Source organism: Kluyvera sp. 142486 (assembly GCF_046569695.1).
Taxonomy (GTDB): Bacteria; Pseudomonadota; Gammaproteobacteria; order Enterobacterales; family Enterobacteriaceae; genus Kluyvera.
In genome coordinates, this window is sequence record NZ_JBKHUI010000014.1 from 67,616 (window position 1) to 86,964 (window position 19,349).

At 54.7% G+C, this 19,349-nt stretch carries 21 protein-coding genes; 6 read left to right on the forward strand and 15 right to left on the reverse strand.

What is annotated here, in order from left to right; translation table 11 throughout:
- Nucleotides 1-48 precede the first annotated feature (48 nt).
- From hemW to ACLGE8_RS15935, 5 genes are read right to left on the reverse strand one after another with little or no spacing between them, the layout of a single operon-like run.
- Entirely contained in the window at nucleotides 49-1,185 is a 1,137-nt protein-coding gene (gene hemW, locus ACLGE8_RS15915; RefSeq protein ID WP_410999858.1) for a radical SAM family heme chaperone HemW, read from the reverse strand.
- Nucleotides 1,178-1,771: an XTP/dITP diphosphatase gene (locus tag ACLGE8_RS15920; RefSeq protein ID WP_410999860.1), complete on the reverse strand. Its 594-nt coding sequence runs from the start codon at nucleotides 1,769-1,771 to the stop codon at nucleotides 1,178-1,180. Before ACLGE8_RS15920 ends, hemW begins: the two co-directional genes overlap by 8 nt.
- 8 nt (nucleotides 1,772-1,779) lie before the next feature.
- Nucleotides 1,780-2,070 carry a DUF167 family protein YggU gene (gene yggU / locus ACLGE8_RS15925; protein WP_410999861.1) on the reverse strand — a complete coding sequence of 97 codons (291 nt, stop codon included), beginning with the start codon at nucleotides 2,068-2,070 and terminating at the stop codon, nucleotides 1,780-1,782.
- Nucleotides 2,067-2,633: a YggT family protein gene (locus ACLGE8_RS15930; protein ID WP_410999863.1), complete on the reverse strand. Its 567-nt coding sequence runs from the start codon at nucleotides 2,631-2,633 to the stop codon at nucleotides 2,067-2,069. Before ACLGE8_RS15930 ends, yggU begins: the two co-directional genes overlap by 4 nt.
- An 18-nt stretch (nucleotides 2,634-2,651) precedes the next feature.
- Nucleotides 2,652-3,356: a YggS family pyridoxal phosphate-dependent enzyme gene (locus tag ACLGE8_RS15935; protein WP_410999865.1), complete on the reverse strand. Its 705-nt coding sequence runs from the start codon at nucleotides 3,354-3,356 to the stop codon at nucleotides 2,652-2,654.
- A 16-nt stretch (nucleotides 3,357-3,372) separates the two neighbouring features.
- Between ACLGE8_RS15935 and ACLGE8_RS15940 the strand changes: the two genes are divergently transcribed.
- Nucleotides 3,373-4,353, forward strand: coding sequence for a type IV pilus twitching motility protein PilT (locus ACLGE8_RS15940; RefSeq protein WP_410999867.1), 981 nt, complete (start codon nucleotides 3,373-3,375; stop codon nucleotides 4,351-4,353).
- A gap of 521 nt (nucleotides 4,354-4,874) precedes the next feature.
- Entirely contained in the window at nucleotides 4,875-5,528 is a 654-nt protein-coding gene (locus ACLGE8_RS15945; protein ID WP_185668417.1) for a LuxR C-terminal-related transcriptional regulator, read from the forward strand.
- A 99-nt stretch (nucleotides 5,529-5,627) separates the two neighbouring features.
- Here ACLGE8_RS15945 and ruvX read toward each other — a convergent pair whose 3' ends face one another.
- The 8 genes from ruvX to metK all read right to left on the reverse strand — a co-directional run bounded on the left by ruvX (nucleotide 5,628) and on the right by metK (nucleotide 12,894).
- Complete coding sequence (gene ruvX / locus ACLGE8_RS15950) at nucleotides 5,628-6,047, reverse strand: Holliday junction resolvase RuvX (protein ID WP_035892025.1); 420 nt, start codon at nucleotides 6,045-6,047, stop codon at nucleotides 5,628-5,630.
- Nucleotides 6,047-6,610, reverse strand: coding sequence for a YqgE/AlgH family protein (locus tag ACLGE8_RS15955; protein ID WP_333496526.1), 564 nt, complete (start codon nucleotides 6,608-6,610; stop codon nucleotides 6,047-6,049). The genes ruvX and ACLGE8_RS15955 overlap by 1 nt, the downstream gene beginning before the upstream one ends.
- Nucleotides 6,611-6,756: 146 nt before the next feature.
- Nucleotides 6,757-7,704: a glutathione synthase gene (gene gshB, locus ACLGE8_RS15960; RefSeq protein ID WP_410999869.1), complete on the reverse strand. Its 948-nt coding sequence runs from the start codon at nucleotides 7,702-7,704 to the stop codon at nucleotides 6,757-6,759.
- 12 nt (nucleotides 7,705-7,716) lie between these two features.
- Nucleotides 7,717-8,448 carry a 16S rRNA (uracil(1498)-N(3))-methyltransferase gene (gene rsmE / locus ACLGE8_RS15965; RefSeq protein ID WP_185668318.1) on the reverse strand — a complete coding sequence of 244 codons (732 nt, stop codon included), beginning with the start codon at nucleotides 8,446-8,448 and terminating at the stop codon, nucleotides 7,717-7,719.
- 78 nt (nucleotides 8,449-8,526) lie between these two features.
- A complete protein-coding gene (gene endA / locus ACLGE8_RS15970) occupies nucleotides 8,527-9,234 on the reverse strand; it encodes a deoxyribonuclease I (RefSeq protein ID WP_333496527.1) in 708 nt (235 codons plus the stop codon).
- Between the two features lie 94 nt (nucleotides 9,235-9,328).
- Nucleotides 9,329-9,829, reverse strand: coding sequence for a SprT family zinc-dependent metalloprotease (locus tag ACLGE8_RS15975; protein ID WP_074398731.1), 501 nt, complete (start codon nucleotides 9,827-9,829; stop codon nucleotides 9,329-9,331).
- Nucleotides 9,830-9,906: 77 nt separating this feature from the next.
- A complete protein-coding gene (locus ACLGE8_RS15980) occupies nucleotides 9,907-11,301 on the reverse strand; it encodes a sugar porter family MFS transporter (RefSeq protein ID WP_185668316.1) in 1,395 nt (464 codons plus the stop codon).
- Nucleotides 11,302-11,739: 438 nt separating this feature from the next.
- A complete protein-coding gene (metK, locus tag ACLGE8_RS15985; RefSeq protein WP_220439526.1) occupies nucleotides 11,740-12,894 on the reverse strand; it encodes a methionine adenosyltransferase in 1,155 nt (384 codons plus the stop codon).
- 58 nt (nucleotides 12,895-12,952) lie between these two features.
- On the opposite strand from metK, the gene ACLGE8_RS15990 reads away from it, so the two are divergent.
- The 4 genes from ACLGE8_RS15990 (at nucleotide 12,953) to speB (ending at nucleotide 16,800) form a co-directional block, all read left to right on the forward strand.
- Entirely contained in the window at nucleotides 12,953-13,249 is a 297-nt protein-coding gene (locus tag ACLGE8_RS15990) for a hypothetical protein (RefSeq protein WP_410999872.1), read from the forward strand.
- Between the two features lie 293 nt (nucleotides 13,250-13,542).
- The gene (gene yqgB, locus ACLGE8_RS15995; RefSeq protein WP_333496530.1) at nucleotides 13,543-13,674 is read left to right on the forward strand and encodes an acid stress response protein YqgB; all 132 of its coding nucleotides are present in this window, start codon (nucleotides 13,543-13,545) and stop codon (nucleotides 13,672-13,674) included.
- Between the two features lie 8 nt (nucleotides 13,675-13,682).
- Nucleotides 13,683-15,659 (forward strand): biosynthetic arginine decarboxylase, encoded by a 1,977-nt coding sequence (gene speA / locus ACLGE8_RS16000; RefSeq protein WP_410999874.1) that lies wholly within the window; start codon nucleotides 13,683-13,685, stop codon nucleotides 15,657-15,659.
- A gap of 220 nt (nucleotides 15,660-15,879) precedes the next feature.
- Nucleotides 15,880-16,800, forward strand: coding sequence for an agmatinase (gene speB / locus ACLGE8_RS16005; RefSeq protein ID WP_123652553.1), 921 nt, complete (start codon nucleotides 15,880-15,882; stop codon nucleotides 16,798-16,800).
- Between the two features lie 102 nt (nucleotides 16,801-16,902).
- Here speB and ACLGE8_RS16010 read toward each other — a convergent pair whose 3' ends face one another.
- Both ACLGE8_RS16010 and ACLGE8_RS16015 read right to left on the reverse strand, forming a co-directional pair.
- Complete coding sequence (locus ACLGE8_RS16010; protein ID WP_410999876.1) at nucleotides 16,903-18,171, reverse strand: OprD family outer membrane porin; 1,269 nt, start codon at nucleotides 18,169-18,171, stop codon at nucleotides 16,903-16,905.
- Between the two features lie 386 nt (nucleotides 18,172-18,557).
- Nucleotides 18,558-19,316 (reverse strand): M48 family metallopeptidase, encoded by a 759-nt coding sequence (locus tag ACLGE8_RS16015; RefSeq protein ID WP_220439522.1) that lies wholly within the window; start codon nucleotides 19,314-19,316, stop codon nucleotides 18,558-18,560.
- Nucleotides 19,317-19,349: the final 33 nt, after the last annotated feature.

The window sequence follows — 19,349 nt, forward strand, 5'->3', positions numbered from 1 at the left end:
CGATGTATATATTTGCCGCTATTAATAACGGCAAATATATAAGTTGCATTATTCGCTGAGGAATAATTCCAGCAGCGAATTCAAGAACAGCTTGCCGTGTTCGGTTATCTGCCAGTAAGCCTCGCACTCGGTCAGGTAGTTCTGCGCCAGCGCCTCATCAAGCTGCGGGCGGATCACGCTCTCATCGAGGCCGGTGTAGGCGCTGAACTCTGCGCGCGGGGCGGGTTCCAGCAGACGAAAACGGTTCATAAAGAACTCGAACGGTTTATCTGTGTTTTCGACGTCATGCTGACGCTCCAGATAACGCCCTTCCATATAGCCGCGCGGGTGGCGAGTTTTCGCGGTGCGCAGAATGCGCCCATCCGGGAAGGTCACCTTACCGTGTGCGCCGCAGCCGATGCCGAGATAGTCACCAAAGCGCCAGTAGTTAAGGTTGTGCTGGCACTGGTAACCCGGTTTGGCGTAAGCCGAGGTTTCATACTGCTGATAGCCTGCGGCGGTGAGCAGTTGATGGCCCTGCTCGAAGATATCCCACAGCGAGTCATCGTCCGGCAGCACCGGCGGGCGAGAGCCGAACAGCGTATTCGGCTCAATCGTTAGCTGGTACCAGGAGAGGTGCGGCGGTGAAAGTTCAATCGCCTGGCGCAGATCGCTCAGCGCCTCTTCCAGCGACTGATCCGGCAGGCCGTGCATCAGGTCGAGGTTGAAGCTGCGTAGCCCCAGCCCGCTCGCCAGACGCGCAGCGCGCTTCGCCTCCTCCGGCCCGTGAATACGCCCCAGCCGCTGCAATTTGCTGTCGCTGAAGCTCTGTACGCCGATGGAGATGCGGTTCACCCCCGCGCGCTGATACTCCACGAAGCGGTCTGCTTCTACGGTGCCGGGGTTGGCTTCCATGGTGATTTCCGCGTCGCTTGCCAGCTTCAGGCGCGCACGCACGCCGTCGAGCAAGGTCTGCATCGCCGGGCCTGAAAGCAGGCTCGGCGTACCGCCGCCGATAAAGATGGTCTTCACTTCACGTCCCTGTGCCCAGGCGGCATCCGCATCCAAATCGCTCAGCAGATGCTGTACGTAGTCGTCGTGCGGCACTTCGCCCTTGAGCGCGTGCGAGTTAAAGTCGCAGTACGGGCATTTCTGCACGCACCACGGGATATGAATGTAGAGACTCAGCGGAGGCAGGTTAACCATTGCGCATCGCTTCCAGTAACTGCTTCAGCGCCTGGCCGCGGTGGGAGATGGCAATCTTCTCTTCGCGCGTGAGTTCGGCGGCGGTTTTGCCTTCTGACGGCACAAAGAAGATAGGATCGTAACCAAAGCCGCCTTCACCCGCCGGTGCGCGGGTAATCACGCCAGGCCAGCGGCCGTGGCACACCAGCGGCGTTGGATCGTCGGCGTGACGCAGATAGACCAGCACGCAGTGGAACTGTGCCTGACGCTGGTCGTCCGGAACGTCTTTCAGCGTCACCAGCAGCTTTTCGAGGTTCTGCTGGTCGGTGGCGTCCACGCCGGAATAGCGGGCGGAGTAGATACCTGGGGCGCCGCCGAGCACGTCAACGGCGAGGCCGGAGTCGTCGGCAATCGCCGGTAAGCCGGTAACCTGAGCGGCATGACGTGCTTTGAGGATCGCATTCTCAATAAAGGTCAGCCCGGTCTCCTCAGCGGATTCTACGCCAAGCTCGGTCTGGGCGACGATATCAAGACCAAAATCAGCGAGCAGCGAGGCGAGCTCGCGCACTTTACCGGCGTTACCAGTAGCGAGGACAACTTTTTGCATGGGATATCCTAATTTGTCAGGGCAGCAATGCCCGCAGGAATGTGTTGCGGATGAATAATTTTAACCTGTTTATGCCGCCCCAGTTCGCCTTTCTCAACGATGACCTGGCTTTTGGCGACCTTAAACTGCTTGGCGAGATACTTCACCAGATGGGCATTGGCCTGCCCATCAACGGGTGGGGCGGTGATGGCGACTTTTAATTCGTCGCCATGCTCCCCGACAATCGCGTCACGGCTGGCCTTTGGCTGAATGTACAGCCGCAGGACCAGCCCGTCATCGCAGGACGTGACGGCACTCATAGCGCCATCCACAGCCCTGGCAGCAGCATATTGCCGGTGGCCTGCAGGACTTCTGCGATGCCCATGTTAATCACGTACAGCAGCAGCACCAATACCATTGGCGAGAAGTCGATGCCCCCCATGGACGGCAGCAGGCGGCGGATTGGGCGCAGCAGCGGCTCAGCCAGTTGCATCAGCACGAATTCCACCGGGCTACGGCCCTGGCTGACCCAGCTCATGATAGCCATCAGCAGCAGTACCCAGAAGATCAGCAGACCGATCGTCTTGAGCAGAATCAGCACCGCCGAGATCCAGATAATCGGCTGGAAGGTCACCACCATAAACAGCACGATCGCCTTGATAACGCAGAGGATAAAGGCCAGCAGTAATGAGGAGCTGTCCAGCGGCCCCATTGGCGGAATGATACGGCGCAGCGGCCCAACGATAGGCTGGGTTATTTTCACCACGAACTGAGAGAACGGGTTGTAAAAATCACAGCGCGCCCACTGCATCCATACGCGCAGCAGTAACACCATTGTGTACAGTTCAATCACTGTGGAGAGCAGGAAGGTCAACGTCTTCATGGCGTTCCTTGAGGTTCCTTATTTTTTTGTGTAATCACGCGCACCGAAAATGGCGGTGCCGATGCGTACCATTGTACTACCTGCCGCGATGGCGGCTTCCATATCGTCAGACATACCCAGAGATAATGTGTCGACGCTTGGGTAGTCTGCTTTTAGCCGCGCAAACGCGGCTGCCATCTGTTGAGCGACGGCAAGTTGCCGCTCGTACTCTGTTTCCGGAGCCGGAATGGCCATCAGACCACGCAGACGGACGTTTGGCAGCGCGACAATGTCGGCGGCCAGGGCATCCAGCGCGTCCAGCGGAATGCCGGATTTGCTCTGCTCATCGCTGATGTTGATTTGAATCAGCACGTTAAGCGGCGGCATCTCTGCCGGACGCTGCTCGCTCAGCCTGGTTGCGATCTTCAGGCGATCAACGGTATGACACCAGTCAAAATGCTCGGCGACCAGGCGACTTTTGTTGGACTGCAACGGGCCAATAAAGTGCCATTGCAGCGAGGTGATACCTTTTTCCCGAAAGTGAAGGATCTTTTCCACCCCTTCCTGAACATAATTTTCGCCAAATGCCCGCTGTCCGGCTGCGACCGCTTCTTCGACGGCGCTCGCAGGTTTGGTTTTGCTGACGGCAAGCAGCGTAACTTCTTCTGAATCACGGCCGCAACGTACTGCTGCCGCTGAGATTTTCTCCCTGACCTGTGCCAGGTTATGCGCAATATCGTTCATATGTGCTGGTGGGTCTATGGATATACAAGAAATGGTGTCGCTTAGTGTAAAGCATAACGTATCGGATCTACACCTATGTAGCAGCAGGACGGCACGCTGGCGTCAGGCCGGAAAGCTTTTGATCGCGCCATTTTCCTCGCCGGACCCGCAAATGCTGCTGGTGAGCTGGCTCAATGAAGCGCAAAAGGAGGAGTGGCAGCAGCGCCATCAGCTGGATTTTGCGCTCTCGCTGCCCGGCTGTCCTCGCCTGCGTGCCAGTGCCTTTGCGCATAGTGATGGCATCTCTCTGGTGCTGCGACTGCTGCCTGAGGCCTGCCCAACGCTTGCGGCGCTGCATACGCCAGTGGCGCTGGCGGAGCTGCTACGGGAAGAGAGCGGGCTTATCCTGGTGACGGGAGCGACGGGTAGCGGTAAATCGACCACCCTTGCGGCAATGGTTGATCACCTCAACCATCAACTGGCGGGGCATATTGTGACGCTCGAAGATCCGGTGGAGTTTGTGCACGAAAGCGGTAGCTGTTTAATTCATCAGCGCGAAGTCGGCGCTCACACGGCTTCATTTTCCGCAGCGCTACGGGCGGCGCTGCGTCAGGACCCTGACGTTATCCTCCTCGGTGAGCTGCGCGATAGCGACACCATTCGGCTCGCGCTGACCGCGGCAGAAACCGGTCACCTGGTGCTGGCAACGCTGCATACGCGAGGGGCGGCGCAGGCCATTGAACGGCTTATTGACGTCTTTCCCGCACAGGAAAAAGATCCGGTACGTCATCAGTTGGCGAGCAGCCTGTGCGCGGTGCTGTCGCAGAAGCTGCAGCCGGATAGTCACGGCGGGCGAGTGGCGCTATTTGAAATGCTGATCAATACCCCAGCCGTAGGCAATCTGATTCGTGAGGGTAAGACGCATCAGCTGGCTGGGGTGATGCAGACTGGCCTGCAGAGCGGGATGCAGACCTTCAGCCAGAGCTATCAGCAGCGGGTGAAAGCCGGGATGCTATAACGTTATGAAGGGAGTATACTTTTCACGCCGGCAACCTATAGATAAATCAGCCCCGGCGCTGAAACATTTTCGCTACCACAATGTATACATTAATAATGTGATGTAATTCCTGTTTTTTAATAAGCGCATCTTAAGTGATTATATTTTAAATGGCATTTGTAAATATAATTATTTATCCTGTTGCGTGAATGTATTTTTTTGTGGTTTCTACGTGATAATGCGCAAAACATTTTTATAACTTACTACGATTTTTATTCTAATAGAGTAATAATCCCTAAGCTATTAGGATGAGTTATTTGTAATGGTTGAATTACATTATGTTGCGTAGGCTTACAAAAAAAGGTTGATATTCTTTTGACACTTCTCGGCTCTTCGTTCTATTCTATTTGTGTAATTAGGACTAATCTTATGAAATATTATTTCACTTCTTGATGCGTCCTTATTATTAATGGTATTAGGTTTACCTTTGCTTTGACTTATAAACACCATGATGGTGGAAATAGACTATGGAGAGTTTCAAAATGTTTGAAGTAACAGAGAGTGCATCTAATTCCCGCAAGATTATTCTTATCACCCATCCGTCAGTACAAGCCAACGCGTTTGCCAACTACCTTGCTGAATTACTGTCAGTTTCCGTTGATGTGCATAACATCAACAAGCCGCTGATGCAGCGTCTGAGCAAAGGCACCGTGGTGTTGTTCGACATCGCTGTTTCCAACAAAAAGCTGAATGGTATCTGGCGCGATATTATTCGTACCCAGTTCGACTCTCCGCGCCTGCTTATTATTAACAGCGCACAGAAGTACGAATTATACGAAATGGCACAATGGCCAGCATTGTACGGCGTCTTCCGTCACGACGACGAAGAATCGCGCTTAATTGAGGGCGTCAAAGCGGTCTTAAACGGCGAGCAGACGGCTGAATTGAGCGTGATGCACCCGGCAATGTATGCTGTTGAACATACAGAAGAAACTCATGATAGTGTTCCACTGACTGAACGTGAATGCGAAATTCTGAATGAATTACGCCACGGTGCGACCAATATGGATATTGCTCGCGCATTGTTCATCAGTGAAAATACCGTGCGTACGCACCTGTATAATGTTTTCCGCAAACTCAGCGTGAAAAACAGAACTCAGGCGGTAAGCTGGGCAAACGAAAACCTGCGTCACTAATATCCTGATATCAGCTGGCCAATGTGTGGGCTGTGCGATGAACCTCGGCCGCGTATAACAGGTCTGTTCCCGGGAATTGATTTCCCGGGGGCGGGCGTGCTAGAAACCCTGGTCGAAATAACTTTCCAGAATCACCACCGCAGACGCTGAGTCGACGCTACCTTTGTCCAGCGCGCGAAATCCCCCGTGTTCAAACAGCCCTGCACGAGCTTCAACGGTGCTTAATCTTTCGTCATGCAGCGTGATCGCCACGCCAAAGCGGCCGTGGATCTTGTTGGCAAAATTACGCGCGCGGGCGGTCAGCGGTTGCTCAGTGCCGTCCATATTCAGCGGTAAACCGACGATCACCGTTTCCGGCTGCCACTCTTTGAGCAGGCGGGCAATCAGATTCCAGTCCGGCGTGCCGTCCTGTGCTTTCAGCGCGGCCAGCGGGCGTGCCGTTCCGGTAATGCGTTGACCAATGGCCACGCCGATGCTGCGCGTACCGAAATCAAAAGCCAGCAGTGTTCCACTACTCATTATGCGTGCCCCGCAGCGCCAGACATGGTCAGAATATTGATACCAATAAGTTTAGCCGCTTCTTTCCAGCGTTCGCCAATCGGTGTTTTAAACAGAATATTGAGATCCGCAGGCGCAGTCAGCCAGGCGTTATCGAGGATCTCTTGCTCCAGCTGTCCTTTCTCCCATGAGGCATAGCCCAGCGCAACCAGCACGTCATTTGGCTGACGCGCGGTACCCAGCGTCTCCAGTACGTCGCGGGAGGTGGTGACGATGGTGTTATCGGAGATACGGATGCTCGAGGAGAACGACGCCGGTGGCGTGTGCAGAATAAAGCCACGATCTTCGGCCAGCGGGCCGCCCAGCATAACGGGCTTATCCAGCCGAATGGCGGGGTCGCGTGGTTCAGCGGTGATCTTCAGCTTCTCGAGGATGCCGTCGATCTGCAAATTTTCCAGTGGTTTATTAATAATGATGCCCATCGCGCCATCGTCGTTGTATTCGCAGATGTAAACCACGGAACGGCGGAAGATAGGATCCTGAAGGGATGGCATAGCAATAAGGAAATGATGCTGTAAATTCATTATCAGAGGTTCTTGTCCTGTTTCAATACGCAGCAATGCCCAGTATGCGGGGAAAGTACACGGCTGTCACCAGGCTTGCCCGTTTACGATGGGGGCGAAAGGCCTGATTGGCGGCGGGTTCCCTCCCGCCGTTTTAGGGCAATAGCTTATTTTTGCAGGCGTTTTTCAATCGCGTCCATCAGCATACCGGTGATAGAAATCGGATATTCCGCTTCGATTTCGCGCACGCAGGTTGGGCTGGTGACGTTAATTTCCGTCAGACGATCGCCGATGATGTCGAGGCCAACGAAGATAAGCCCCTTGGCTTTCAGCGTCGGGCCGACTTTGCGGGCAATGGCCCAGTCGCTTTCGCTCAGCGGACGCGGTTCGCCACGGCCACCGGCCGCCAGGTTGCCACGGGTTTCGCCGCCCTGCGGGATACGCGCCAGGCAATAAGGTACCGGCTCGCCGTCGATCACCAGCACGCGCTTATCGCCGTCTTTGATGGCTGGCAGATAGTTCTGCGCCATGCAGTAGCGGCTGCCCAGTTCGGTCAGGGTCTCGGCAATCACGCCAATGTTCGGATCGCCTTCTTTCACGCGGAAGATAGAAGCGCCACCCATGCCGTCCAGCGGCTTCATGATGATGTCGCCGTGTTTTTCCCAGAACGCTTTCAGCTGGGCTTTGTTGCGGGTGACCAGCGTTTCTGGCGTCAGGTCAGAGAACCAGGCGGTGAACAGCTTCTCGTTACAGTCGCGCAGGCTCTGCGGCTTGTTGACGATCAGCGTCCCTTTTTCTTCCGCGCGTTCCAGAATGTAGGTCGCATAGATAAATTCGGTGTCGAACGGCGGATCTTTACGCATCAGGATAACGTCGAGGTCAGCGAGCTTAATATCCTGCTCGTTGCCGAATTCGTACCATTTATCGTAGTTCTGCTCAACGCTCAGAAGGCGCGTACGGGCGTGAGATTCGCCGTTGATCAGATAAAGATCGTTCATCTCCATGTAGTGGAGTTCATAGCCGCGACGCTGTGCTTCCAGCAGCATAGCGAAGCTGGTGTCTTTCTTGATATTGATGCTTGCGATGGGATCCATCACGATGCCGAGCTTGATCATTATTGTTCTCCTTTAACCCAAGTCACCAAATCGCACCTGCAGTGCGGTGATGGCGGTGAGTGCGGTAGTCTCTGTGCGCAAAACGCGAGGCCCCAACAGAATATCAGTAAACTGGTAGCGTGCGGTCATGGCAATTTCATCCGCCGACAGGCCGCCTTCAGGGCCAATCAGCAGGCGAACGCGCTCCACCGGCAGCGGCAGCGTGTTGATGCTGGCGCTGGCGCGCGGGTGCAGGTTGAGCTTCAGCGCATCATCCTGCTCGGCGCACCATGCCTCGACGTCCATCGCCGGGCGAATTTCCGGAACCTGGTTGCGACCGCATTGCTCACAGGCGGCAATCGCGATTTTTTGCCACTGCTGAATCTTCTTATTCAGACGCTCGGCATCCAGTTTAACGCCGCAGCGCTCGGAAAAAAGTGGCGTAATGAGGCTTACACCCAGTTCAATCGATTTCTGGATGGTGAATTCCATTTTGTCGCCGCGCGACATCACCTGGCCTAAGTGAATATGGATAGGCGATTCGCGGTCATCGAGGGTGCTGCTCTGGATTTCAACCGTCACGTTCTTTTTACCGGCATCGGTGATAACGGCCTCAAAGACGTGGTTGCTGCCGTCAAACAGCTGAATGGCCTGGCCTTTACCCATGCGCAAAACGCGCCCGACGTGGTTCGCCGCATCTTCGCATAGGGCAACCTGCGTGCCGACGGTGAGTGATTCTGGGTGGTAGATGCGAGGGATGCGCATAGTCTGAATTCCATCTGTGGCTACGCCCTCTCCGCCAGGGAGAGGGCAGGGCAAAATAACAATTGCCGCTAGTGTAGGTTAGCTCTTTTGCGCCTGGCAAGCCTGCAGCACATATGGATTATGGTTGCCCTGAATTTTAGCGATGCGCTGGTCGCGTTCGCACTCCCATTGGCTAACGGGATACATTTTATCCCAGGCGTTGAACAGCTGGGTTTGCTGGCGAGAGAGATTCAGCTGATAACGGTCGCGCATATAGAAGTAGATGCGGGCGATGGCGCCGCGTGAACGCTCTGGCGGCTCGGCGACTTTCTCTTTAAAGTCGACTTTCATGGCGCACTGGCCGTACTGACCTTCGCCGCCGTTCCACTGCCCGTACATGAAGTTGCCGCGATCGCCGTTCACCTCGCCGACGGCGGGCTGCAGGTTATGCATATCGCTCTCCATCTTGCGGTATTCCGGGTCTTTGGCGCAGTTCTTCCGCCCGCCATCCTGCCAGCACTGGCGCTGATGGCCGAACTGCCAGGCCGGAACAACGTGCTCCCACTCGACGCGGCTGGCGCGGTTCTCATTTTTACGCACTTTATAGCCGCAGGATTCCAGATCGATAACGCCTTTCTTACCCTGCCAGTTAATTTTACAGCCGCAGTAGAAATCGCCGGGAACGTCGCTATTCACTTTTACGCCCGCGCTTTTGGCCTGGGAAAAACTGTTAATACCTTCGGCAAGCGCCTGCCCAGAGAGTGCCGCCGCGACAAACGCCACGGCAAAAGACAAATTACGGTACATCACGAACTCCATCTCAAAACGAGCCCGCAACGTAACCAATGTGGTTGTCAGATGCAATCAGTCAGGTCAGAAAACTTCCAGATATTTCCGTTAGTTACATTTCGGCAACTAATGGTTCGCCGCAGTGGACGCAGCGATAGGTGGCTTCACCGCGCACCACACGATTATGGCGGCGAACGGTAAGCTGGTGCTGCTGGCAGCGGCAGCGATAGGGGAAGGTATTTTTGCGCACGGACTCCAGTTCGAACTGATGGGTACGTCGCGCCGGTACGCCAAGCACGCTCTCCATCATCCACTTCCACTCTTTACCGTGCGGTGCGACGCGGCCAAAGTGTTTCCAGACCAGCAGGTGCGCCAGTTCGTGCGGCACTACTTCATCAATAAACGCCTGCTGGTTTTCCTGTAACAACACGGGATTGAGGCGAATTTCATACTGCTGCAGCCAGGCGGTGCCCGCGGAGGTGCCGCGCTGCTGATAGACCAGCTTCGGTTCAGGGTAGTTACGCCCCAGCGCCAGGTTGGCCTGAGCGAGTTTTTCCCGCAGGCTGCGCATGACGTTTTGCTGGACGGCGATAGGAATGCGAGGGGTTTTCATAACGGCTGAGGATAGAGCGTGAAGCGGGGTGGTGCAAGAAGAAGCTTCCTCCCTGGCGGGAGGAAGCGGGATGACGGTTAGTCGCGAGCGCCAATTTCACGCAGCGGACGGCCCTGCATCAAGTTACGTTCAATGTGTTCCAGAGAGACGTTTTTGGTTTCTGGAATCAGCCACAAGGTCAGGAAGATGAACAGCACGTTCAGGCCGCCGTATACCCAGAAGGTGTTGGCGCTGCCGAGCGAGTTCAGCATGGTCAGGAAGGTGGCCCCGACAATCATGTTCGCAATCCAGTTGGTGGCGGTAGAGCAGGTGATACCGAAGTCACGGCCTTTCAGCGGCTGGATTTCAGAGCACAGTACCCAAATCAGCGGACCGGCGCTCATGGCGAAGCCAACGATAAACATCAGCAGCATCAGCACGGCGAAGTACTGGGCAACGGCGGAGTGAATGCCGATGTGCATCATCGAGCCCAGCACGCCCATACCAACGGCCATCACGATAAAGCCGAGGATAAGGGTAGGTTTACGGCCCCAGCGGTCAACCAGGCCAATCGCGATAAAGGTCGCCAGCACGTTGGTCAGGCCAACGATAACGGTACCCCACATCTGTTCGGTGGTGTTGGTGTAGCCCGCCAGTTCAAAGATTTTCGGCGCGTAGTACATGATGACGTTCATCCCGGTGAACTGTTGCATGACCTGCAGCAGCACGCCGAGGAACACCGCGCGGCGGAAGTTGCTGTTCTCTTTGAACAGCGCCCAGCCGCTCTGTTTCACCTTCAGGCTCTCACGGATTTCATCCAGCTCGCGTTTGGCTTCTGCGCTGGTATCACGCAGACGCATCAGCACGCGCTCGGCATCGTTAAAGCGACGTTTAGCGGCAAACCAGCGCGGGCTGTCCGGCAGGAAGAACACACCGATCAGCAGCAGTACCGCTGGAATGATGATAACGCCCAGCATCCAGCGCCATGCGCCGCTATAGCTAAAGGCGGTATCGGACAGGTACGCGCCGAGAATACCGATGGTAATCATCAACTGGTACATGGAAATCATACTGCCGCGGATTTTCTCCGGCGCGATTTCAGACAGGTACAGCGGTGCGGTGTAGGAGGCCACACCGACAGCGAGGCCAAGCAGTACGCGGGAAAGCAGCAGTATTTCCACGTTTGGCGCGGCGGCAGAGAACAGGGAACCGGCGACGAACAAGATCGCACCAATCATCAGGCTTTTTTTACGGCCCAGCTTAAAGGAGAGCCAGCCGCTGCCGACCGCCCCCACCGCTGCGCCGAACATCATGGAACTGACCACCCACTCCTGCGTATGTGGGCTGAGCTGGAAATCGGTCGTAATAAAGGGCAGTGCACCGGCAATAACGCCGATATCAAGGCCAAACAGCAGTCCGGCCAGGGCGGCTAAGAAGCAGACAAAGAAGGTCATTGTCTTGTTCGAGCGACCCTGTTTTTTATTGTTAGGCATGATGCTCTCCAATTGAGTCATTGATTCTATCGATGCTTAGGGTAGGAGAGTATGTCGTAAAAAAATGTGATTACAATCACGACTGTGTAATCGCTTACACTGATGTGTAAGTTGCCGTTAGGTTAAATATCAATTTAATCATGATTTTAATGCTGTTTCAGATAAAGTAAAAAGATCGATAATGAGACTTTACTGAAACACAAAGCATTATTATGAAAAGCTGTTTCATGGTGTTAAGTCAGAGCTTGTGCAGCAAGAAAGTAATAATGTAATCGCTTTCACTAAATTGTGTGGAACTGTAAATTGTTACGTAAAAGAGATGAATGCTATGGTGCGGGGATTTCACCGGCCGAGCGTAGCGACGCCGGGAACAGCTCCCAAAGCGACAGGCATAAAAAAAGCCAGCACAAGGCTGGCTTTCAGCAAAACGGTTAAACCTTACTTCAGGCCAGCCGCTTCGCGCAGCTGAGCTGCTTTGTCGGTTTTTTCCCATGGGAAGGTTTCGCGACCGAAGTGACCGTAAGCTGCCGTCTCTTTGTAGATCGGGTGCAGCAGGTCCAGCATCTGGATCAGGCCGTATGGACGCAGGTCGAAGAACTCGCGAACCAGACCAATCAGCTGCTCAGCAGGCACTTTCTCGGTACCGAAGGTTTCTACCATGATGGAGGTTGGTTCAGCCACGCCGATAGCGTAGGACACCTGAATTTCACAGCGGTCAGCCAGGCCAGCGGCAACGATGTTTTTCGCCACATAGCGTGCTGCGTAGGCTGCAGAACGGTCAACTTTTGATGGATCTTTACCGGAGAACGCACCGCCACCGTGACGAGCCATGCCGCCGTAGGTATCAACGATGATTTTACGACCGGTCAGACCACAGTCACCCATTGGGCCGCCGATAACGAAACGACCGGTTGGGTTGATAAAGAATTTGGTTGAGGCGTTCAGCCACTCGGTAGGCAGAACCGGCTTGATGATCTCTTCCATCACTGCTTCTTGCAGGGATTTCTGATCGATGCTGTCGGCGTGCTGAGTAGACAGAACGACCGCATCGATACCGACAACTTTACCGTCGTCGTACTGGAAGGTGACCTGGCTTTTCGCATCCGGACGCAGCCAGGGCAGGGTGCCATTTTTACGCACTTCAGCCTGACGCTGCACCAGACGGTGTGCGTAGGTGATTGGCGCTGGCATCAGCACGTCGGTTTCGTTGGTCGCATAGCCAAACATCAGGCCCTGGTCGCCCGCGCCCTGTTCCAGCGGATCGGCACGGTCAACACCCTGGTTGATGTCCGGAGACTGCTTACCGATAGCGCTCAGTACGGCACAGGAATTGGCATCAAAGCCCATATCAGAATGCACATAGCCAATTTCGCGAACGGTGTTACGGGTGATCTCTTCGATATCAACCCATGCGCTGGTGGTGATCTCACCACCGACCAGCACCATACCGGTTTTGACGTAGGTTTCACACGCTACGCGCGCTTTCGGATCCTGTTCGAGGATGGCGTCCAGCACGGCGTCGGAAATTTGGTCAGCGATTTTGTCAGGATGCCCTTCAGATACAGACTCGGACGTAAAAAGGTGTTTTGCCATATTTAATATCACCCAATAAGAATTTGGTTAGCTCAAACTGTTGTATTGAATAATCACGATGGAAGATTATACCACGGACTTGATGGTTGCCGTCACTGGCAGTCTGAGTGTTAATCGGTATAGATGGATTAACATCTGGACGGCTATTTTAGGTCACATCTTCATCTCATTGCCAGTTTTTTTTGAGATAGCTCGCATTCTGCTGCAACTGAGATTGGAAATTTTTCCTGACACTGGCGGCAAGCTGCGCATTTATATTTTGCATTTTAGGTGGGTTATCGGTATAAAACGCCGCGCGCGGCTCAAACAAAAAAGCACACGTCATTTTTCGTGTTGCCACTTCCAGCCGGGCTAAGACTTTGGCTTTGGCTTGAGGTTCGTCTTTCGGGGCGGCCGTGGAGGTGATTCGAGATAATGAACCGTTGTATTCTGCTTATTCTACCGTGCCGTCCTGGCGCGACGATGTTCCCCGCAACCCCCCATTCTGCTTTGCATACCAGCCGATGTTATACCCATTTCGGCGCTTCTCAGGACTCCCGAGCCGGTAGGTAACGGAACACTGAACAAGGGCGCTCTTGTCACAACAAGAGTTTTCTCGTGGTTTCTCTGAACCGTCATAATGTGTTCAGGTGCTTGTTTTATAATGATATGAATAAGAAACCGGTCGCACAGTCGGAGCGTCAGCATGTTCTGCTGCCTATTCAGGCTGTATATGGGTTGTTATCGCAACGTCACGCTGCGATAGTAGTTAACTGTTTTACACTTGTTATAAATAATTGAGGTTCGCTATGTCTGACGACATTTCATTCGATTCGCATTCGTCAGCAGGCGAACGCGGTGTACTACGTTCCATGCAGGAGGTTGCGATGAGCTCCCAGGAAGCCAGCAAAATGCTACGCACATACAACATTGCCTGGTGGGGCAATAACTACTACGACGTCAACGAGCTTGGCCACATCAGCGTCTGTCCTGACCCGGATGTACCGGAAGCGCGCGTTGACCTCGCCGAGTTGGTAAAAGCCCGTGAAGCACAGGGGCAACGTCTGCCCGCGCTGTTCTGCTTCCCGCAGATCCTGCAGCATCGTCTGCGTTCGATTAACGCGGCATTCAAGCGCGCGCGTGAATCTTACGGCTACAACGGCGACTACTTCCTGGTTTACCCTATTAAAGTAAACCAGCATCGTCGCGTGATTGAATCATTGATCCACTCCGGCGAACCGCTGGGGCTGGAAGCCGGTTCCAAAGCTGAACTGATGGCCGTGCTGGCGCACGCGGGCATGACCCGTAGCGTGATCGTCTGTAACGGCTATAAAGACCGTGAATACATTCGTCTGGCTCTGGTCGGCGAGAAGATGGGTCACAAGGTCTATCTGGTTATCGAAAAGATGTCGGAAATCGCTATCGTGCTGGAAGAGGCCGAGCGTCTGAACGTCGTGCCGCGCCTTGGCGTGCGTGCGCGTCTGGCCTCTCAGGGCTCCGGTAAATGGCAGTCCTCCGGCGGCGAAAAATCCAAATTCGGCCTGGCGGCAAACCAGGTCCTGCAACTGGTGGAAATTCTGCGTGAGCGCGGCCGTCTGGACAGCATCCAGCTGCTGCACTTCCACCTCGGTTCGCAGATGGCGAACATTCGCGATATCGCCACCGGCGTACGTGAATCCGCCCGTTTCTACGTTGAGCTGCACAAGCTTGGCGTGAACATTCAGTGCTTCGACGTGGGCGGTGGCCTGGGCGTGGATTACGAAGGTACCCGCTCGCAGTCCGACTGCTCCGTGAACTACGGCCTGAACGAATACGCCAACAACATCATCTGGGCGATTGGCGATGCCTGTGAAGAGCATGGCCTGCCGCATCCAACGGTGATCACCGAGTCCGGTCGTGCGGTCACTGCGCACCACACGGTGCTGGTGTCTAACATTATCGGCGTTGAGCGTAGCGAACACACCGAAGCGACGCCGCCGGCTGAAGATGCGCCGCGCGCGCTGCAAAGCATGTGGGAAACCTGGCAGGAGATGCACGAGCCGGGTAACCGTCGCTCGCTGCGCGAATGGCTGCACGACAGCCAGATGGACCTGCACGATATTCACGTCGGCTATTCTTCAGGTACCTTTAGCCTGCACGAGCGCGCGTGGGCCGAGCAGCTGTATCTGAACATGTGTCACGAAGTGCAGAAACAGCTCGACCCGAGCAACCGTGCGCACCGTCCGATTATCGACGAACTGCAGGAACGTATGGCGGATAAGATTTACGTCAACTTCTCGCTGTTCCAGTCGATGCCGGATGCGTGGGGTATCGATCAGCTGTTCCCAGTGATGCCGCTGGAAGGGCTGAACCAGGTGCCAGAGCGCCGCGCGGTGCTGCTGGATATCACCTGTGACTCCGACGGTGCTATCGACCACTACGTCGACGGTGACGGGATTGCGACCACCATGCCAATGCCGGAATACGACCCGGAGAACCCGCCGATGCTGGGCTTCTTTATGGTCGGGGCATATCAGGAGATCCTCGGTAACATGCACAACCTGTTCGGTGATACCGAAGCGGTTGATGTGTTCGTTTTCCCTGACGGCAGCGTGGAAGTTGAGCTGTCTGATGAAGGCGATACCGTGGCGGATATGCTGCAGTACGTACAGCTGGATCCAAACACCCTGCTGACGCAGTTCCGTGACCAGGTGAAGAACACCGATCTCGACGCCGAGCTGCAGCAGCAGTTCCTGGAAGAGTTTGAAGCCGGTTTGTACGGCTATACTTACCTGGAAGACGAGTAACAGTAAATGCCCGGTGGCGCTGCGCTTACCGGGCCTACGAAAGTAGGCCGGATAAGGCGAAGCCGCCATCCGGCAGTCGGGTTCAGCGCTCACTTGAATCCGTACAAAATAACGGCGATAATTTGCCGCAAATATGCAGTTACCAAATCAATCCCTTCCTCGTCGGGCCTAACGACGCGGAGGGGATTTTTTTTACAGTGATTTTAAAAGAGGTCAGCACATGAGCACCTTAGGTCATCAATACGATAACTCCCTGGTTTCCAACGCGTTTGGTTTTCTTCGTCTGCCGATGAACTTCATGCCGTACGACAGCGACGCGGATTGGGTCATTACTGGCGTACCGTTTGATATGGCGACCTCAGGTCGTGCCGGTGGCCGCCACGGCCCGGCGGCCATTCGTCAGGTATCTACCAACCTGGCCTGGGAGCACAACCGCTTCCCGTGGAACTTCGACATGCGCGAGCGCCTGAACGTGGTGGACTGCGGTGACCTGGTTTACGCTTTCGGTGATGCTCGTGAGATGAGTGAAAAACTGCAGGCCCACGCGGAAAAACTGCTGGCGGCCGGTAAGCGCATGCTCTCCTTCGGCGGCGACCACTTCGTCACCCTGCCACTGCTGCGCGCGCACGCGAAGCATTTTGGCAAAATGGCGCTGGTGCATTTCGATGCCCACACCGATACCTACGCTAACGGCTGCGAGTTCGACCACGGCACCATGTTCTTCACCGCGCCGAACGAAGGGCTGATCGACCCGAACCACTCCGTACAGATTGGTATTCGTACCGAGTTCGACAAAGACAACGGTTTCACCGTGCTGGACGCCGGCCAGGTGAACGATCGCACCGTGGATGACATCATTGCGCAGGTTAAGCAGATTGTTGGCGATATGCCGGTCTACCTGACCTTTGATATCGACTGTCTGGATCCGGCGTTTGCTCCGGGTACCGGTACGCCAGTGATCGGCGGTCTGACTTCCGATCGCGCCATTAAACTGGTTCGCGGCCTGAAGGATCTGAATATCGTCGGGATGGACGTGGTTGAAGTGGCTCCAGCCTACGACCAGTCCGAAATTACTGCATTGGCAGCGGCGACGCTGGCGCTGGAGATGCTGTATATCCAGGCTGCGAAGAAGGGCGAGTAAGGCCTTCGCGGAGGTTCCCCGGCGTCGGCGTAAACGCCTCGGCCGGGCTACGATTAACATGTAGCCCGGCCGAGTGCAGCGACGCCGGGAACCACCCAACGATTAAAATGCGTTAAACGGGTACTCGACGTAAACGCGGACTTCATTACCGCCGACGTTATAGTCGCTGGCGTTGCTGGAAACGCGCAGCACCGAGTAGCGAACCTTAAACTTCAGATCTTTCGCCGGGCCGTTCTGGACCTGGTATTGCACCTGGTTAAACCACTCGTGTTCTTTACCGTTATTGGTTTCCGCCGTCTTGATGTTATCGCCGCGAACGTACGCCGTGGTCCAGCTCAGACCCGGTAAACCCAGCCCGCCAAAGTCCAGCGCGTAGGACGCCTGCCATGAACGCTCATCTTCACCGTTGAAATCAGACCAATAAGAGTTCGCCAGCCAGATGGTATTGCCGCCGTCACCGACGCCGCCCTGATCCTGGTAGCTGCCGTAGTGATAGCCGGTGCTGCCGCTGCTCTGCTGGTAGGCAATTTTGAAGGTGTGAATATCCCAGATGTAGCTGGTAGCCAGGCTCCAGATGCTGTTGCTGCGTCCGGTATCGAGCGAGTCGGCGTATTCCTGATCCAGACGAGAGCTATAGCCGTTGAAGTCGAAGACCAGTTTCTGAGAGGCCGCCAGCGGCTGCGCGTAGTTCAGGCCGAGGTACTGCTTGTTCAGCACGTCTTCAACGTTAGAGGCGTACAGCGCGCCGCTCAGTTGGTCGTTAAACTGATAGCTCGCGCCGCCGAAGGTGATGCTCGTCAGGCCGCTATTGTGGCTGTCGTCGCTTTTACGCTGCTCGTCGGTGAAGTAACCGGCGTTCACTTCCAGACCGTCGATCTCTTTAGAGGTCAGCATGGTCCCGGTAAAGGTTTCATACAGCAGGCGAGAGTCGTCAGCGTAGAGAATCGGCAGCGTTGGGCGCTGGTTACCGTAGCTCAGCACGGTATTGGAGAAGCGCATTTTGGCGGTGGCGCCGAATTTGGCTAAGTCAGATTTCGCGCGGCCGTCGTTATCCTGAGCGAAAAAGTCGATACCGCCCGCGCCGCTGTTACCGCGGCCGCCGTCCAGGCGCACGCCGTACTGGGCGATACCGTCTACGCCGAAGCCGATAGGGCCTTGGGTGAAGCCGGATTCAAAGGTGGCGATAAAGCCCTGGCCCCATTCGCTCTTATCATGCAGCCCATCGCGATAATCGCGTTTGATATACGCGTTACGCAAAAAGAGATCCAGATGACTGTCATCAATAAAACCCTGGCTGTCGGATTGTTGGCTTGCGAAAGCCGGTGCAGAGGCAATAATACTTAAAGCAATTAACGTTAATTTCTTTTTCACGGAGGGAACTTCTCTGTTTATCTGACGGTCGAATTGTGTTGTTACATTTCGGATATTCGCCTGAAAAAGTGTCGAAAGCAATCATTGTATGAATGGATGTGTCGCGATGAATCGTGCTGCAGGGTGCGTAGCGTCTGGATCTCATGAATAGCTATGGACTATTTAAAAATAAGGTAAAAGAACTTTATGAAAGGTAAATAGTATATTTTTTATTTAATATACAGAATAAAAACTCGAGCGCTGCGGAGTTGTCTTATATATTTGACCGAGCTAGCATCTGCGTATATTTAACGGTTTGTGCGCTTAAATTATCAATTAATGCCGTTTAGCCATTATTAATATTTTTTGCTTATCAAAGCAAGGGGGCAATATTGCCCCCTAAATCATTATTTAATGCCGTCCGCCTGCAGGCGATCGCGAATGTGCTGGGCGCGCTCCTGCGAGGCCGGGTGATCGTCAAACATGGAGCTTTGACGGCCATCCTCGAGCTTAGACAGTTTCTCAAAGCTGGTGGCAAGCCCGGTCGGGTTGATCCCACGTTTGCGCAGCAGGTCATAAGAGTAGTCGTCCGCCTCTGATTCCTGACGCTGGGAGAACTGGGAGTTCACCAGTTTTTCGCCAAGATCGCCAAGCTGCGACTGCGACAGGCTACCTACAATACCGCCAGCGGATGCCGCCGCCGCGCGCAGGGCGTTGGTGCCAATCGCCACCTGCATCCCTTTCTTAACGTGGCCAAGCGCTACGTGGCCCATTTCGTGGCCGACAACCGCTTCGACTTCATTATCGTTCATCAGGTCCATCAGGCCGCTGTAGACGCGAATACAGCCGTTAGCCATGGCGAAGGCGTTGACGTCTTTCGCTACATAGACTTTGTAGTTCACCGGCTGTCCGTTAATGTTATCGCCAAGCGCCGCCGCTATCTTATTGAGCCGCTGTACATAAGCGCTGTTTGCCGGCGCAATGGTAGCCTTACTGTCCATATCCTTACAGGCCTGGTCGCTCAGCGCCTGAACCTGCTGATCGCTCAACGAAAATGCCTGCAAGGCACCGGTACTCGAGCTTAATAAACCATTTGAATCCATATTCTGGCAGCCGCTTAGCAGCAAAGTTGCGCCAAACGCCAGAACCATCGCCCGTTTCTTCATGAGATTGCTTCCAAAGTCGTTTATCTGAAAATG

What these genes read in the sequence shown, in the direction of transcription:
- hemW (WP_410999858.1), bottom strand. Translation starts at nt 1,185, where the DNA reads ATGGTTAACCTGCCTCCGCTGAGTCTCTACATTCATATCCCGTGGTGC.
- ACLGE8_RS15920 (WP_410999860.1), bottom strand. Translation starts at nt 1,771, where the DNA reads ATGCAAAAAGTTGTCCTCGCTACTGGTAACGCCGGTAAAGTGCGCGAG.
- yggU (WP_410999861.1), bottom strand. Translation starts at nt 2,070, where the DNA reads ATGAGTGCCGTCACGTCCTGCGATGACGGGCTGGTCCTGCGGCTGTAC.
- ACLGE8_RS15930 (WP_410999863.1), bottom strand. Translation starts at nt 2,633, where the DNA reads ATGAAGACGTTGACCTTCCTGCTCTCCACAGTGATTGAACTGTACACA.
- ACLGE8_RS15935 (WP_410999865.1), bottom strand. Translation starts at nt 3,356, where the DNA reads ATGAACGATATTGCGCATAACCTGGCACAGGTCAGGGAGAAAATCTCA.
- ACLGE8_RS15940 (WP_410999867.1), top strand. Translation starts at nt 3,373, where the DNA reads ATGGATATACAAGAAATGGTGTCGCTTAGTGTAAAGCATAACGTATCG.
- ACLGE8_RS15945 (WP_185668417.1), top strand. Translation starts at nt 4,875, where the DNA reads ATGTTTGAAGTAACAGAGAGTGCATCTAATTCCCGCAAGATTATTCTT.
- ruvX (WP_035892025.1), bottom strand. Translation starts at nt 6,047, where the DNA reads ATGAGTAGTGGAACACTGCTGGCTTTTGATTTCGGTACGCGCAGCATC.
- ACLGE8_RS15955 (WP_333496526.1), bottom strand. Translation starts at nt 6,610, where the DNA reads ATGAATTTACAGCATCATTTCCTTATTGCTATGCCATCCCTTCAGGAT.
- gshB (WP_410999869.1), bottom strand. Translation starts at nt 7,704, where the DNA reads ATGATCAAGCTCGGCATCGTGATGGATCCCATCGCAAGCATCAATATC.
- rsmE (WP_185668318.1), bottom strand. Translation starts at nt 8,448, where the DNA reads ATGCGCATCCCTCGCATCTACCACCCAGAATCACTCACCGTCGGCACG.
- endA (WP_333496527.1), bottom strand. Translation starts at nt 9,234, where the DNA reads ATGTACCGTAATTTGTCTTTTGCCGTGGCGTTTGTCGCGGCGGCACTC.
- ACLGE8_RS15975 (WP_074398731.1), bottom strand. Translation starts at nt 9,829, where the DNA reads ATGAAAACCCCTCGCATTCCTATCGCCGTCCAGCAAAACGTCATGCGC.
- ACLGE8_RS15980 (WP_185668316.1), bottom strand. Translation starts at nt 11,301, where the DNA reads ATGCCTAACAATAAAAAACAGGGTCGCTCGAACAAGACAATGACCTTC.
- metK (WP_220439526.1), bottom strand. Translation starts at nt 12,894, where the DNA reads ATGGCAAAACACCTTTTTACGTCCGAGTCTGTATCTGAAGGGCATCCT.
- ACLGE8_RS15990 (WP_410999872.1), top strand. Translation starts at nt 12,953, where the DNA reads ATGGAAGATTATACCACGGACTTGATGGTTGCCGTCACTGGCAGTCTG.
- yqgB (WP_333496530.1), top strand. Translation starts at nt 13,543, where the DNA reads ATGAATAAGAAACCGGTCGCACAGTCGGAGCGTCAGCATGTTCTGCTG.
- speA (WP_410999874.1), top strand. Translation starts at nt 13,683, where the DNA reads ATGTCTGACGACATTTCATTCGATTCGCATTCGTCAGCAGGCGAACGC.
- speB (WP_123652553.1), top strand. Translation starts at nt 15,880, where the DNA reads ATGAGCACCTTAGGTCATCAATACGATAACTCCCTGGTTTCCAACGCG.
- ACLGE8_RS16015 (WP_220439522.1), bottom strand. Translation starts at nt 19,316, where the DNA reads ATGAAGAAACGGGCGATGGTTCTGGCGTTTGGCGCAACTTTGCTGCTA.